This is a genomic window from Bacillus infantis NRRL B-14911 (assembly GCF_000473245.1).
Taxonomy (GTDB): Bacteria; Bacillota; Bacilli; order Bacillales; family Cytobacillaceae; genus Bacillus_AB; species Bacillus_AB infantis.
In genome coordinates, this window is the sequence record NC_022524.1 from 2,408,482 (window position 1) to 2,421,089 (window position 12,608).

Sequence of the window (12,608 nt, forward strand, 5' to 3'; positions counted from 1 at the left end):
CATTTTTTAATATTTTCTCAATATGAAAACATGCAGGAAGTATTTATAGAGCCATTTACACTTCATTTCTATCTAAGAAGCCGGATGCTTCAACCTGCCCACCGGCATATAAAGAAAGCCGGCTCCCTATTCGGAAAGCCGGCCTTTTATTGCTATAATTCAGAGCTTAAGACGATCTGCCCCTCTGGCAGGGAGTTGCCTGCTCTTGGCTCCAATGTCACTGCTATGGTATCCCAGTTTTCACTGCTGCTGTCTGCTGCTTGATAAAAGGCTGTACCTTTACTGGTGCTGTCTGGTACAAATGAACCTGCTGGAACAGGATTGCCGCCATTAATCAGCCACACCTGGTATACCTGTTCTCCTTCAGTCTGTTCTAGCCCTTCTGCATTAACAATGACTTTCAAGCCATTACTCTCCTGTATGAGATAGGCTTCAGCATTGCCGTCGAAGTTTTCCCCAGGCTGCAGGGCAATAGAAGAGATTTTTTCTTCCGCCCTTTGTACAGGCTCTTTCTCGGAGAGCTTTATTACTGCATAGCCATTTCCAATGACAGATAGAAGGAGTGCCGCAGCTAATGCTGGCATCTGCCATTTTCTCTTCTGTTTTGAAGTCAGTCCTGCCGGCTCATCAACTTTGTCTTCCTTAGCTGCTGTCTGCTTTTCTTCATTTTGGAATATTTCTTTAAATATACGGTCTTTCATGCCCTTTGGAGGCTGGACTTCCTCTGAAAGGAAGGGAAGATGGCCGGATAGCATTTTCAAATCCTCCATTTCTGCCCTGCATTCTTCGCAAGTCAGCAGATGCTGTTCGAATGCCTGTTTTTCTTCCTCTGAGAGTGTGCCATTAAAGTAGTCAATTGATAGTTCGCAATAATCTTTGTTCATGCCTTCTCCCTCCCTTCCGCAGCATCAAGAAATTTTCGGAGATTCCTAAGTGCCAGCCTTGCCCTGCTTTTGACAGTTCCAAGTGGAATATTGCAGGATTCAGAAATTTTCTGCTGTGTGAAACCTTTAAAATAAATAAGATCAATAATCCCTTTTTGGTCTTCAGACAGTTTTGAGACTGCACTATGTACCTTCATTCTTTCTTCTTTCCACTCTGTCTGCTCTTCCGCCGAGCTTTCCAGGCTGGCGGCCGGCTGAATTTCGTCAATAGGAACAGGACCCTTCTCCTTTTTCCGGATGATATCAATAGCTGTATTGCGCGCCATTGTAAACAGCCATGAACTGAATTTTCCTTTGTCTTCGGTATAATGTCCCTTGCCTCGCCAGATTTTTAAGAACACTTCTTGAAGGGCTTCCTCTGACAAATCTCTGTCTTCTGTCATTTTATATAAGAAAGAGAATAGGATTTTTTCGTATTTGTCATACAAATCCTCTAGTGCCTGCTTATCTTTACGAAGTATCTTTTCATAAAGCAAGCTGTCATTGCTTCTGCTCATCGTATTCCTCCTTCTTTTCAGGTTAGCTCTATCATTATATCGGAAAGTACTGTGCAGGAAGTAAATCAAATCTGCCCGCTCTATGCAAAAAACGAAAAGAAAAGGAATTTGGATCAGTTAAGATTATATTTTTTTCATATTCATGGCTTCGTATTAAAAGGGTCATATTTTGTTCATACTTTAACGATACAATGATCTTGTGGCTGCAGGCTGCCTGCTTTCCCCTTTTTAATATGGCCCTGCCTCTTTATCTTTGCTAACGGATATAGAGGCGGGCAAGCAAATGAATACCTCCCTTATCCTTCTGTTAAGGATTTTCCCGCCCGGCCAAAAAGCCGGGCATTTTTGTTATCAGCCTGAAGGTTAAATAGTGTGAATATTACGCCAATGAGGATATAATAAATACAGGCGATTAGAATACTATTTATTATTCTGCTCAAAGGTTTTAGGATGAACACAATTGAATATACTGTTTAAGATATGAGTGTATAATCCTGCTGCCGGCAGTACAGCCAGCTGCCAGGCAAGAAAAGGAGGGATGCGGGTGACGGAATTGGAAATTGGACAGCAGGCAGTTCTATTGAGAGAATCACACCGGAAAATGACAAAAGGAAAAATTCTCAAACGTGCTCTCCTCATTACGATAGGAGCAATCCTTATGGGAGTCGGGCTGGAGATTTTCCTCGTTCCCAACCAGGTCATTGACGGAGGAATAGTCGGCATTTCAATCATGCTGTCCCATCTTACAGGCGTTAAGCTCGGACTGATCATCTTCCTGCTCAATATCCCCTTTTTCTTTATCGGCTACAAGCAAATCGGAAAAACATTCGCGATTTCCACACTTTACGGTATTTTCATCCTTTCTATTACAACTGCCCTCCTTCATCCAGTGCCTGCTTTCACACAGGATATCCTCCTGGCATCTGTATTTGGGGGAATCGTGCTTGGAATCGGGGTCGGCATTGTCATCCGGTACGGAGGCTCCCTTGATGGAAGTGAGGTTCTCGCCATACTGGCCAATAAGAAACTTCCATTTTCAGTTGGGGAAATTATCATGTTCATCAATCTGTTTATACTTGGAAGTGCAGGGTTTGTCTTTACATGGGACCGGGCTATGTATTCTCTCATTGCTTATTTTGTTGCTTTCAAAACCATTGATATTACAATTACAGGACTGGAAGAATCCAAATCAGTATGGGTCATCAGCGACAACTACAGGCAGATCGGGGATGCCATCAACAGCCGCCTTGGGCGGGGTGTAACTTATCTTTCTGGAGAAGGCGCCTATTCCGGGGATGATAAAAAAGTGATATTTTGTGTCATTAACAGACTGGAAGAAGCAAAGCTGAAAGAAATAGTTGAGGGGCTTGATCCTTCTGCTTTCCTTGCCGTCGGAGACATTGCCGAGGTTCGGGGAGGAAGATTCAAGAAGCAGGATATTCATTGAGGATGTCCCGGACAGGATAGCCTCATTTTTTTGTGGATTTTTAAAAATACATGAACGAATTCAGTTTTGAACCGTCTTATCTTTGTACTTATAAATTTTAAGAGGTGTTCATGATGACAGAATTCTATATCTTTTGGCTGGCTTCGGTATTTGGAGCCATACTTGTCATTCCTTATCAGACCAAAATATTGCATGGCCGCATCCAGGAAGCGGCAGAAAAGCAGCCGAAAAAGAAGCTGCCTCCCCTCCCGGTGCTTGCACTGATTGGTGCAGTGCAGACTGGAGTCCTCCTGGGGGCAGCCTCATTTACAGGCACCTATCTGGCTCCAAAGACAGATTTGCAATGGCCGCTGCTGGACTATTATTTATATGGCACGAGGATATCTTTTTCAATATGGCCTGTTATGCTGCTTAGTATCCTTGGCGGTGCAGCATCCGCCTTGGCAATCCTGCTGCTGGACCGGATATTCAGCAAAAAGATGCCTCAAGCGGAAGCGGAAACACCGACAAGAAAACAAGCTTTTCTTGCTTCCTTTTACGGCGGAATATCGGAAGAAGTGCTGATGAGGCTGTTTCTGATGACATTGGTTGTCTATATGCTTTCATTCCTGTCCAGTGGAGGCTGGATCTACTGGACTGGAATAATCTTGGCTGCCTTCTTGTTCGGTGCAGGCCATCTTCCGGCAAGCTATCAGATATACGGGAAATCACTCATCGTGACGCTGCGGACTATTCTCCTCAATATGGTGCCCGGCATCCTTTTTGGCTACTTATATTGGAAGTATGGGATTGAAATGGCCATGCTGTCCCATTTTTGTGCAGATATCGTCCTTCATGTCATCCTAGCCCCGCTTGCCGCAAATTCAAGGAAGCAGTAAGGACCAGCGATTCCTGCAGCTGAACACATTTTTAGATATGACAGCGGCAAGATGTATTTAGATTTCTTTAGGCAGTATGTACTCTTCCATCCAATCAGCAGACTTTCCTTCTGCAGTAAATCCTGCCGCATCCCGAAAACTTGGCGGGTACGGCCTGCTTCGAATATGCCCGCAAACATGCTGGAGGACATCTTCATATATAAGGGCATTACATTGCCTGAACCACTGTTCGACCGTTTCATTTCTAAAGCGGCATAATGGATAGCTGCTTTCTATTAACATTAGTATTTTAAAAACTTCTGTTTTTTCCATGCTTTCTCACCTGCTTTCTGCCTGATATCATCTTGGCAAATAATCGTGAAAGCTAAACAGAATTTATAATCATTTATAAACTGAAAAGAAAGGTGATAAGATGGCTGCTATTATAAAAATGCTGGAACAGCCTCCGCTGGACTTGCTGCTGGCAGATCCTTCTGCTGAAGCTGTCAGGGACTATGCAGCTAAAGGAATTTGCTGGGGAGCGTACGAGGGGGAAGATCTGGCAGGAAGCTGCATCCTTCTTCTTACCAGGCCAAAAACAGCAGAGATCATCAATTTGGCCGTATATGAACACGCGCGGAGCCGTGGAATTGGGACACAGCTATTGAAGCATGCGATTAAATATACAGAGTCATCAGGATGCCTTACCCTGGAAATCGGAACAGGGAATTCAAGCGTACAGCAGCTTGGATTATATCAGAAGCATGGATTCCGGATAACAGGAATCGATTTTGATTATTTCACCAGACGTTACCCTGATGAAATCTGTGAAAACGGAATAGTCTGCCGGGACATGATCAGGCTCAGCTTGCACTTTTGAACCTCAATATGTTTCCCCGGTTTCGCTTTTCGTGATTAGGGAACAATATAGTGAAAGAAAATGGACAGGAGTGAGGAACATGGACAAATTGTACACAGCAAAAGCAACGGCTGAGGGCGGACGCAGCGGGAAGGTACGTACTGATGACGGCAATCTTGATTTTAACCTATCCATGCCAAAGTCTTTAGGCGGAAATGGAACAGAAAATGGAACGAATCCTGAGCAGCTTTTCGCGGCCGGCTATGCCTCCTGCTTTGATGGTGCCCTTAATCTAGTAGCCCGGCAGGACCGTAAGAAAATTGAATCAAAGGTAACAGCTGAAGTGACAATCGGGAAAGAAAACGATGGCGGCCTTGCCCTTGCGGTGGTTTTGAATGCGGCAGTCAGCGGCGTATCCCTTGAGGAAGCGAAGGAGCTGACAGAAAAGGCACATGGTGTCTGCCCTTATTCCAGAGCTACAAGAGGCAATATAGAAGTTACTGTAAACACAGAAACCTATTAAGCGCGAAGAATCCCCCGGATGATCCGGGGGATTTTCCTATTCTTCTATAATGTAACAATGACCGGGCCTTCTTTGGTCACTATAAGGGTATGCTCGATTTGAGCGACAAAGCTTTTTTCTTCGGTAACGTAGGTCCATCCATCACCAAGCTCCACTACTTCCTCAGCTGCTGTTGAAATGAACGGCTCAAACGCAATGACCATCCCCTCCCTGAGAAGCCCTGTATCCCATGAATCAAAATAATTAAGGACATGGTCAGGTTTTTCATGCAGTGAACGGCCGATTCCATGGCCAGTCAGGTTCATGATAACTGTAAATCCTTCATTGACAGCTGTCTGATGAACAGCTTTTCCTATTCCGTTCAGCTTTTTTCCCGGCCTGATTTTTTTAAGGCCGGCATCAAATGCCAGCTGGGCTGTCCTGCAAAGCTTTTTCAAGGTGTCATCAGCTTCGTCTCCTGCCACAAAAGAAAGGCCTGTATCCGCAAAATAGCCATTCTTTGATCCCGAGACATCTATATTGACCAGATCACCGTCCTTGATGATGCGGCTGCCCGGTATTCCGTGAGCAACCTCTTCATTTACACTGATGCATGTGTAGCCGGGAAAGTCATATTCTCCCTTTGGACCGGATATGGCCCCGTATTGTTCGAAAAGCCTGCCGGCATGCTCATCAAGCTCTTTTGTAGTAATGCCAGGCACTGTCTTCTCAATCAGTTCATCTCGGATTTTTGCAACAATGCTGCCGATCTCCTTAATTCCATTAATATCTTCTTCAGTTTTCACTATCATCTTTCGTTGTTCCCTTCTCTTTGAAATCTCTATATAAGATTACCACAAATTTTTTCTAATCAAAAACCATTATGAACAAGGTCTATCAGTGCATCAGATTGTTTTGAACTCATTATCGTAAAACTATGGTTAATATGTATTTCAGCAAAGCCAAGATCAAAGAAAAACGGCACCTGTATCAGGCTGCCGCATGTAACCGCATTCAGGAAACTGATATCCTAAAAAGAGGAGCCATGCTGGGTATATAGCTCCTCCTATTAGGGATTATCAAGATTGGGTATCCAATCCCTATCAGCATACTACCTCCTTTTTCGAATTGAGGCAAAAATGAATGTGCTGACAAGTAATTTTTTATGTAAAATACAAAAATCCCTTAACATTTCTAAATATTCTGAATATAATATAGAAAAATAAGGTATAAAAACATGCCGATGCTATAACAATATGTAAAGAAAAGGAGGTGAACAGCATGGGTCTTCTACAATCCTTCCAGGACTGGCTGGCTGCAAGGGAAGAAAACCGGATTGCCGGGATGCGGGCGGTCGACAAATGCCCTGACTGCTTTGGCCGCGGGTTCAATGCGTTCCATGCAAATGAATATGTGTATTATACCAATTCACTAGAATGCCCTGGCTGCAGCGGAAGCGGGCTTTATTCAGCCTGGGAGGAAAACAGGCAGTTTTAGCGGTCTAGCTGAATTTGGGACAGGCATCGATATGCTTGGTCCATGCTTTTCCTCTCTTCTGCTGAAAAATAGAAAACAGCCAATTGCTGAGTTTACTATGATCTATACTCCATTTAATAAAAGCCATGCGGTTAAGCATGGCTTTTATTCGCCCCCGGTTTCCTCTATCCAATTCTGAGACCATTGTTCAATTTCATAGAGTACTGGTTTAAGCGCCTCCCCTTTTTGGGTCAGCGAGTATTCTATCCTGACGGGTTTTTCCGGAAATACCTGCCGATGGACTACACCTTGCTTCTCCAAATCCTTCAGCCGCTCAGACAAAACTCTGCCGCTTATAGAAATAGAAGATTCTATAGTGCAGAATCTTTGCGGCCCTTGTGAAAGCTGATATATGATCAGCCCTGTCCACCTCTGGCTGAGTATGCTCATAGCCTTTTCAAATCTGGGGCAAATCTTTGAAGCGTTCATCTGAATTCACTCCTATAGCTACAGTATACATAAAAAAAAACAATTATAAAATTTTTGCTTTTCGTATGGCATTCTTCTTGACTGAATGAAGTTATTTTCATACACTAACTTACATAAAGTAAGTAGATTACAAAGGAGCTACTATTATGAATTTCCATGAAGCACCACTCACTTATGCTTCCCAAATAACACTCAAGGTCAGTGACCTTGAAAGATCGATTCTTTTTTATAAAGAAATAATCGGGTTAAAAGTGCTGCGGGAGGATACAGGAAGTGCTGAACTTACTGCTGACGGTAAAACAGTTCTGATTGTACTGGTGCAGCCGCCAGCTATAGAACAAAAGTCAGCCAGGTCTGCAGGCCTCTACCATTTCGCCCTCCTGCTCCCGGACCGCCCATCTCTCGCGTCAGCACTGGCACATCTGATCCAGACCGGCTGGCCTTTGCAGGGTGCTTCCGACCATCTTGTCAGTGAAGCGATTTATCTGGCCGACCCTGACGGAAATGGGATTGAGATATACGCGGACCGGCCCACAGAATCCTGGACCTGGGAAAGCGGAATGGTCAGGATGGACACTGCTGCACTGCATGCCGGGGAGCTCCTCGCCATGGAAGAAAAGATGCCTTGGAAAGGAATTCCGGGAGATACCATCATGGGCCATATTCATCTGCATGTGTCGGATCTGAAAGCAGCTGAAGAGTTTTATGTAAAGGGGCTGGGCTTCAATATTGCAGCTGAATACGGCGGGCAGGCTCTCTTTCTTTCCACAGGGAACTATCATCATCATATTGGCATTAACACATGGAATGGGATTGGTGCACCGCCGGCCAGAGAAAATGCTCCAGGTATGAAAGATTTTAAATTGCTCTATCCCGATACAAAATCAATCAGAGCAGCAGCAGAAAGGATCAGGAAGCTGGGCCAAAATGCTGAAATTCAAGGAGAGTTGGTTTTAACTGCAGATCCTTCAGGGAATAGGATTATATTATCACTCTAATTGGGTTAAAAAAATGAAATATTATTGTTAGCCTGCGTTTCTTTTTCACTCAGCTCTTATCCCAGAGATTAGGAGGAAGCTGGAATGATTTATGAAATGATAGCAGAGATTAAAATTCCCGAACTTAATGAAGGAATCGTTTGGTACAGTCCTTTTTTCAATAGAAAACCGGATCTGCTGCGGGATGGCGGCTTTGCAGAATGGTCTGTTGCTCCCGGCTGCGGTTTCAGGCTGGTCCAGGGACAGCCTGATTCAAAGAACAGCCTGCTCCGTTTAGGGGTATACAATCTTGAAACCGAGCTAAAACGCCTGAAGAAAGAAATCGGCATTGAGGTTGACGATCTTCAGATCAAAACCGAGCAAAGCATGCAAACCCGCTGGTGCACCATTAATGATCCCTGGATGAACAAAATTGGGTTATATGAATATTTAAATGAAAAACTCAAAAGCCAAGTGATTTTTTCTATACAGGATGATTGGAATGCTGCAGGTCCAGCTTAGATGTGAAGCTGGGCTGGATATGCAGTTTACATAATACATTTCTAGTCAACTTATTTATTGTTTGCCAGAATTCGCCAGAACAGCCTTTCCCAATTCCGCCATCCTATCCTGTCTTTCAGCTTCAGCGTGAAAGCTGTTCCCTTTCCTACTGGGTACCTCAGCCTTGTATTCTTTCTCCCAGCAATTTTCCCGCACAGCTCGGCCACTTCTGCGGGATCTCCGTATTTTTCAGAGCTTTTATTTAAATAATTTTCAAGCTGTGAATAGTATGCATAATAAGGAGAATCTGGCTGAAGAGACCGACTAGAAACCTTTTTACCTGTTGACCAGATGCCTGTATTGTATGAACCAGGTTCAATGAGAACAACATCAACATTAAAGGGCTTCATTTCAAGTCGGAGGCTTTCAGCCCACCCTTCGACTGCATGTTTGGAGGCGACATAGGGAGACAATCCCGGAAAACCCATTTTTCCGCTGATGCTGCTGATGGTGATGATCCTTCCCCTCTTTTGTTCACGCATATAAGGAAGGACAGCCTGAGTAACAGCAAAAACGCCAAATACATTGGTTTCAAACTGGCTCCTATATTCAGCAAGTTCAACTTCCTCTGCAAACCCTGCACCGGCAAATCCAGCATTATTAACCAGGAGATCAACTGAGCCAAGACCCTCCAGGTAGGTGCGGAACCGGAGAATAGATTCATCTGAAGCTACGTCGAGCTCATGCAAGTTTATATTATCCACTGCCCCTGCCTTTTCAGCCTGTTTCAGCAGTTCTGCAGAGCTGGACTTGTCCCTCATTGCAGCTGTCACGCTATAGCCCATTTTTGCGAGCTCAATGGAAATTAGAAGCCCGAATCCCCTGGATGCCCCTGTAACAATGGCATTCTTTTTCCCGTTCATTCTCTTTCATCCTTTCCTTCGGTACACTTAGATTAGAGCACAGCAAAAAAAATCCGGCCAGGCCGGCCGGATTTTTTTATTGTCTATTCTGCGACCACTTGTTTGACCGTTGCATTTACACTTTCGCGATTCATCTTTTCCTTGCCTTCTGACAAGGCAGAAAGGGTCCCATGTGCAAGTGCAAGCGGAATCCTGCAGAAATTCAGGATCGGGGCAGACTTGATATCTTTTATATATGCATCTGCAAGTGCAAGATTCCTGCGGGCGTAACTGAACATCTGGTCATTGTCCCAGCCATCGGGATAAAAGCTAACGCCCCGCTCTTTATCTTCGATTTTGTTGCGGAGGATATTGACAGATTGGAGACCGCGGCCAAATGCAATCGCCAGGTCCTTTTTCGTTTCTGTATTATCATGCCATTTCCAAATGTCGGAAAGCATGACGCCGACAAGGCCCGCCACATAAAAGGTATAGTCATCGAGATCTTTTTCGTCCCTGATATTCCAGCCCTTCATCGTCCAGTCAGCCATGCCCTTTGCCATTGTGCTGGTAGAATCAAGAACCTTTTCTTTGATGCTTGCTGGACAAAGCCTGATCCAGTCATACAGGCGCAATGTCACTTCAGGCAGCTTGGATTTATACGGCTTGAAAAGGGATTTCATATCCTCGGCATTTACAGGCTTCTTCAGCAATTCACTGATTGAACGCAAAAGGTGGTCCTTTGACTCCGCTTCAAGTTCGGGATGGTCTTCAATCTCATCTATAGCCCTCATGCATAAATAAGCGGATGAAACGGTTTCCTTCAGGCCCGGGGACAGATAACTGATCGGGATCAAAAAGGTCCGGCTTGTCTCTTTCAGCATTTCATAGGCTTCTTCATGTAGCTTGGCAGTGTCATTCATATCCAATGTTCCCTTCATAATAGAAATATCTATCTTAAATCCTACCATAAAATCATCTTTTTGTTATGTAATAATACTTCCCAATCAAAATATTGGCTGAAAGGCAGGAATTTTATCATACATTCCTGGCTAATACCCCTTTATGCAGGATAGTAACCCACATGTACTATTGAAGGAAACGGGTGGAAAAAGCCCATAAAGTAATGAGCTCTTCCATTTTGGCATAAAGATATTTTAAGCGAAATAGATATCTTGTTAAAACATTTAAATGTCTATCTCTTTAAATCTCTTACTTATTAATAATTATTATAAAAAAGTATTGATTTTTTATTGAGAAGTGATATCATTGATTACATGGAACAAGCAATCTATTAAACTAAGAGGTGATGTTTTGATGACAAATAATAAACTGACTACAAGCTGGGGCGCCCCTGTTGGCGACAATCAAAATTCAATGACGGCTGGATCCCGCGGGCCGACCCTTATCCAGGATGTACATCTTCTTGAAAAACTGGCCCATTTTAACCGTGAACGTGTACCTGAGCGTGTGGTCCACGCCAAAGGAGCAGGTGCGCATGGCTATTTTGAAGTCACAAATGACCTGACTACATATACAAAGGCTTCATTCCTTTCTGAAGTCGGCAAGCGCACTCCGCTGTTTATCCGTTTCTCCACTGTAGCGGGGGAGCTCGGTTCAGCAGATACAGTCCGTGACCCGCGCGGTTTCGCTGTGAAATTTTATACAGAGGAAGGCAATTATGACATCGTCGGCAATAACACACCTGTTTTCTTTATCCGGGATGCGATTAAATTTCCTGATTTCATCCATACGCAAAAGCGTCATCCGCAGACACATCTGAAGAATCCGAATGCTGTCTGGGATTTCTGGTCCCTTTCACCTGAAAGCCTTCATCAGGTAACCATCCTGATGTCTGACCGCGGCATCCCTGCTACATTAAGGCATATGCACGGTTTCGGAAGCCATACCTTCAAATGGGTCAACCAGAAAGGCGAAGGTGTCTGGATCAAATACCACTTCAAGACTGAGCAGGGTGTTAAAAACCTGGCGCCTGAAGCTGCTGCGAAAATAGCCGGGGAAAATCCCGACTACCATACTGAGGATCTCTTCAATGCGATTGAAAATGGTGATTATCCTTCATGGAAGCTTTGCGTGCAGATCATGCCGGAAAAAGATGCTGAAACATACCGTTTTGATCCGTTTGACGTAACGAAAGTGTGGTCCCAGAAGGATTATCCTCTTATCGAGGTAGGCCGGATGGTATTGAACAAAAATCCTGAAAACTATTTTGCGGAAGTAGAGCAGGCAACCTTCTCTCCTGGCACTCTTGTCCCGGGTGTTGATGTTTCTCCTGATAAAATGCTGCAGGGGCGCCTGTTCGCTTACCATGATGCACACCGCTACCGTGTAGGTGCGAATCATCAGGCACTGCCGATCAACCGTGCCCGGAATGAAGTGAATAATTATCAGCGCGACGGCCAGATGCGTTTTGACTCAAATGGCGGCGGATCAGTCTACTATGAGCCAAACAGCTTCGGAGGCCCTAAAGAAACACCGGAAAATAAGCCCGCTCCTTTTGCCGTAACAGGTGCTGCGGACAGCGTTTCTTACGACCATAATGATCATTACACACAAGCTGGAGATCTTTACCGGCTTATGAGTGAAGAAGAGCGTTCCCGTCTTGTGGAAAATATCGTCGGTGCCATGAAGCCTGTTGAGAGCGATGAAATCAAACTTCGCCAAATTGAGCATTTCTTTAAAGCAGATCCTGAATATGGAACTAAAGTAGCAGAAGGACTGGGCCTGCAGGTGCCTGTAAAAGCATAAATCCTTGTCTGAATCTGCCCTTCTCTATTCTCAATAATCGACAATATTCTCAATTACAGGCACCTGCTTCGGCCGGTGCCTGTAATTATTTTATGAAAAGGCTCATCGCATGAATGGCTGTTATTTTGCCATTCATAACTGAATAAGGAAATCCACAGGTTGAAAATAAGTGGAGTCATTCCGGCTATCAGCTGAAAAACTTGAAAATGGGCAACTTCGCTCTGCTTTATCGGAAATCCTCCGCTTTTTACACCCGCCAGAGTTATAGTCAGCAGCCTAACCGGAGAATCTACGCTTATTTTAAGGCTTGCTGGTCAAAAGACCGGATTGTGAATTGCTTCTTAAAGAATGGTCATTCGTACAAGCTGCTGAAGCAATATAACCATCC

At 44.3% G+C, this 12,608-nt stretch carries 15 protein-coding genes; 8 read left to right on the top strand and 7 right to left on the bottom strand.

The window, feature by feature from the left end; all coding sequences use genetic code 11:
• Nucleotides 1-152: 152 nt before the first annotated feature.
• Both N288_RS12025 and N288_RS12030 read right to left on the bottom strand, forming a co-directional pair.
• Nucleotides 153-884: an anti-sigma factor gene (locus N288_RS12025; RefSeq protein WP_009793672.1), complete on the bottom strand. Its 732-nt coding sequence runs from the start codon at nt 882-884 to the stop codon at nt 153-155.
• Nucleotides 881-1,441 carry an RNA polymerase sigma factor gene (locus N288_RS12030; protein WP_009793671.1) on the bottom strand — a complete coding sequence of 187 codons (561 nt, stop codon included), beginning with the start codon at nt 1,439-1,441 and terminating at the stop codon, nt 881-883. Before N288_RS12030 ends, N288_RS12025 begins: the two co-directional genes overlap by 4 nt.
• Nucleotides 1,442-2,042: 601 nt before the next feature.
• On the opposite strand from N288_RS12030, the gene N288_RS12035 reads away from it, so the two are divergent.
• A complete protein-coding gene (locus N288_RS12035; protein ID WP_374703147.1) occupies nt 2,043-2,888 on the top strand; it encodes a YitT family protein in 846 nt (281 codons plus the stop codon).
• A gap of 110 nt (nt 2,889-2,998) precedes the next feature.
• On the top strand, nt 2,999-3,766 hold the full coding sequence (locus N288_RS12040) for a CPBP family intramembrane glutamic endopeptidase (RefSeq protein WP_009793669.1): 768 nt from the start codon (nt 2,999-3,001) through the stop codon (nt 3,764-3,766).
• Nucleotides 3,767-3,823: 57 nt separating this feature from the next.
• On the opposite strand, the gene N288_RS12045 is transcribed toward N288_RS12040, so the two are convergent.
• On the bottom strand, nt 3,824-4,078 hold the full coding sequence (locus tag N288_RS12045) for a hypothetical protein (RefSeq protein WP_009793668.1): 255 nt from the start codon (nt 4,076-4,078) through the stop codon (nt 3,824-3,826).
• Between the two features lie 100 nt (nt 4,079-4,178).
• Here N288_RS12045 and N288_RS12050 point away from each other — a divergent pair, with 100 nt between their 5' ends.
• Together N288_RS12050 and N288_RS12055 are read left to right on the top strand one after the other, a co-directional pair.
• On the top strand, nt 4,179-4,625 hold the full coding sequence (locus N288_RS12050) for a GNAT family N-acetyltransferase (protein WP_009793667.1): 447 nt from the start codon (nt 4,179-4,181) through the stop codon (nt 4,623-4,625).
• Between the two features lie 79 nt (nt 4,626-4,704).
• Nucleotides 4,705-5,127, top strand: coding sequence for an organic hydroperoxide resistance protein (locus tag N288_RS12055; protein WP_009793666.1), 423 nt, complete (start codon nt 4,705-4,707; stop codon nt 5,125-5,127).
• A 44-nt stretch (nt 5,128-5,171) separates the two neighbouring features.
• On the opposite strand, the gene map is transcribed toward N288_RS12055, so the two are convergent.
• A complete protein-coding gene (map, locus tag N288_RS12060) occupies nt 5,172-5,918 on the bottom strand; it encodes a type I methionyl aminopeptidase (protein WP_009793665.1) in 747 nt (248 codons plus the stop codon).
• A 469-nt stretch (nt 5,919-6,387) separates the two neighbouring features.
• On the opposite strand from map, the gene N288_RS12065 reads away from it, so the two are divergent.
• Nucleotides 6,388-6,603: a hypothetical protein gene (locus tag N288_RS12065; protein ID WP_009793663.1), complete on the top strand. Its 216-nt coding sequence runs from the start codon at nt 6,388-6,390 to the stop codon at nt 6,601-6,603.
• Between the two features lie 144 nt (nt 6,604-6,747).
• Here the strand turns inward: N288_RS12065 and N288_RS12070 are convergent, their stop codons facing one another.
• The gene (locus N288_RS12070) at nt 6,748-7,071 is read right to left on the bottom strand and encodes a winged helix-turn-helix transcriptional regulator (protein WP_009793662.1); all 324 of its coding nucleotides are present in this window, start codon (nt 7,069-7,071) and stop codon (nt 6,748-6,750) included.
• A 146-nt stretch (nt 7,072-7,217) separates the two neighbouring features.
• Here N288_RS12070 and N288_RS12075 point away from each other — a divergent pair, with 146 nt between their 5' ends.
• Nucleotides 7,218-8,069, top strand: coding sequence for a VOC family protein (locus N288_RS12075; protein WP_009793661.1), 852 nt, complete (start codon nt 7,218-7,220; stop codon nt 8,067-8,069).
• Nucleotides 8,070-8,153: 84 nt separating this feature from the next.
• On the top strand, nt 8,154-8,570 hold the full coding sequence (locus N288_RS12080; RefSeq protein WP_009793660.1) for a VOC family protein: 417 nt from the start codon (nt 8,154-8,156) through the stop codon (nt 8,568-8,570).
• Nucleotides 8,571-8,620: 50 nt separating this feature from the next.
• Here the strand turns inward: N288_RS12080 and N288_RS12085 are convergent, their stop codons facing one another.
• Both N288_RS12085 and N288_RS12090 read right to left on the bottom strand, forming a co-directional pair.
• On the bottom strand, nt 8,621-9,472 hold the full coding sequence (locus N288_RS12085) for an SDR family oxidoreductase (protein WP_009793659.1): 852 nt from the start codon (nt 9,470-9,472) through the stop codon (nt 8,621-8,623).
• An 83-nt stretch (nt 9,473-9,555) separates the two neighbouring features.
• Entirely contained in the window at nt 9,556-10,374 is an 819-nt protein-coding gene (locus N288_RS12090; protein ID WP_035402531.1) for a squalene/phytoene synthase family protein, read from the bottom strand.
• A gap of 394 nt (nt 10,375-10,768) precedes the next feature.
• Here N288_RS12090 and katA point away from each other — a divergent pair, with 394 nt between their 5' ends.
• Complete coding sequence (gene katA / locus N288_RS12095) at nt 10,769-12,220, top strand: catalase KatA (protein WP_009793657.1); 1,452 nt, start codon at nt 10,769-10,771, stop codon at nt 12,218-12,220.
• Nucleotides 12,221-12,608 lie beyond the last annotated feature (388 nt).

Coding starts and splice junctions, on each gene's coding strand:
- N288_RS12080 (WP_009793660.1), top strand. CDS start 8,154: ATGATTTATGAAATGATAGCAGAGATTAAAATTCCCGAACTTAATGAA.
- katA (WP_009793657.1), top strand. CDS start 10,769: ATGACAAATAATAAACTGACTACAAGCTGGGGCGCCCCTGTTGGCGAC.
- map (WP_009793665.1), bottom strand. CDS start 5,918: ATGATAGTGAAAACTGAAGAAGATATTAATGGAATTAAGGAGATCGGC.
- N288_RS12065 (WP_009793663.1), top strand. CDS start 6,388: ATGGGTCTTCTACAATCCTTCCAGGACTGGCTGGCTGCAAGGGAAGAA.
- N288_RS12050 (WP_009793667.1), top strand. CDS start 4,179: ATGGCTGCTATTATAAAAATGCTGGAACAGCCTCCGCTGGACTTGCTG.
- N288_RS12030 (WP_009793671.1), bottom strand. CDS start 1,441: ATGAGCAGAAGCAATGACAGCTTGCTTTATGAAAAGATACTTCGTAAA.
- N288_RS12035 (WP_374703147.1), top strand. CDS start 2,043: ATGACAAAAGGAAAAATTCTCAAACGTGCTCTCCTCATTACGATAGGA.
- N288_RS12070 (WP_009793662.1), bottom strand. CDS start 7,071: ATGAACGCTTCAAAGATTTGCCCCAGATTTGAAAAGGCTATGAGCATA.
- N288_RS12085 (WP_009793659.1), bottom strand. CDS start 9,472: ATGAACGGGAAAAAGAATGCCATTGTTACAGGGGCATCCAGGGGATTC.
- N288_RS12075 (WP_009793661.1), top strand. CDS start 7,218: ATGAATTTCCATGAAGCACCACTCACTTATGCTTCCCAAATAACACTC.
- N288_RS12025 (WP_009793672.1), bottom strand. CDS start 884: ATGAACAAAGATTATTGCGAACTATCAATTGACTACTTTAATGGCACA.
- N288_RS12045 (WP_009793668.1), bottom strand. CDS start 4,078: ATGGAAAAAACAGAAGTTTTTAAAATACTAATGTTAATAGAAAGCAGC.
- N288_RS12055 (WP_009793666.1), top strand. CDS start 4,705: ATGGACAAATTGTACACAGCAAAAGCAACGGCTGAGGGCGGACGCAGC.
- N288_RS12040 (WP_009793669.1), top strand. CDS start 2,999: ATGATGACAGAATTCTATATCTTTTGGCTGGCTTCGGTATTTGGAGCC.
- N288_RS12090 (WP_035402531.1), bottom strand. CDS start 10,374: ATGAATGACACTGCCAAGCTACATGAAGAAGCCTATGAAATGCTGAAA.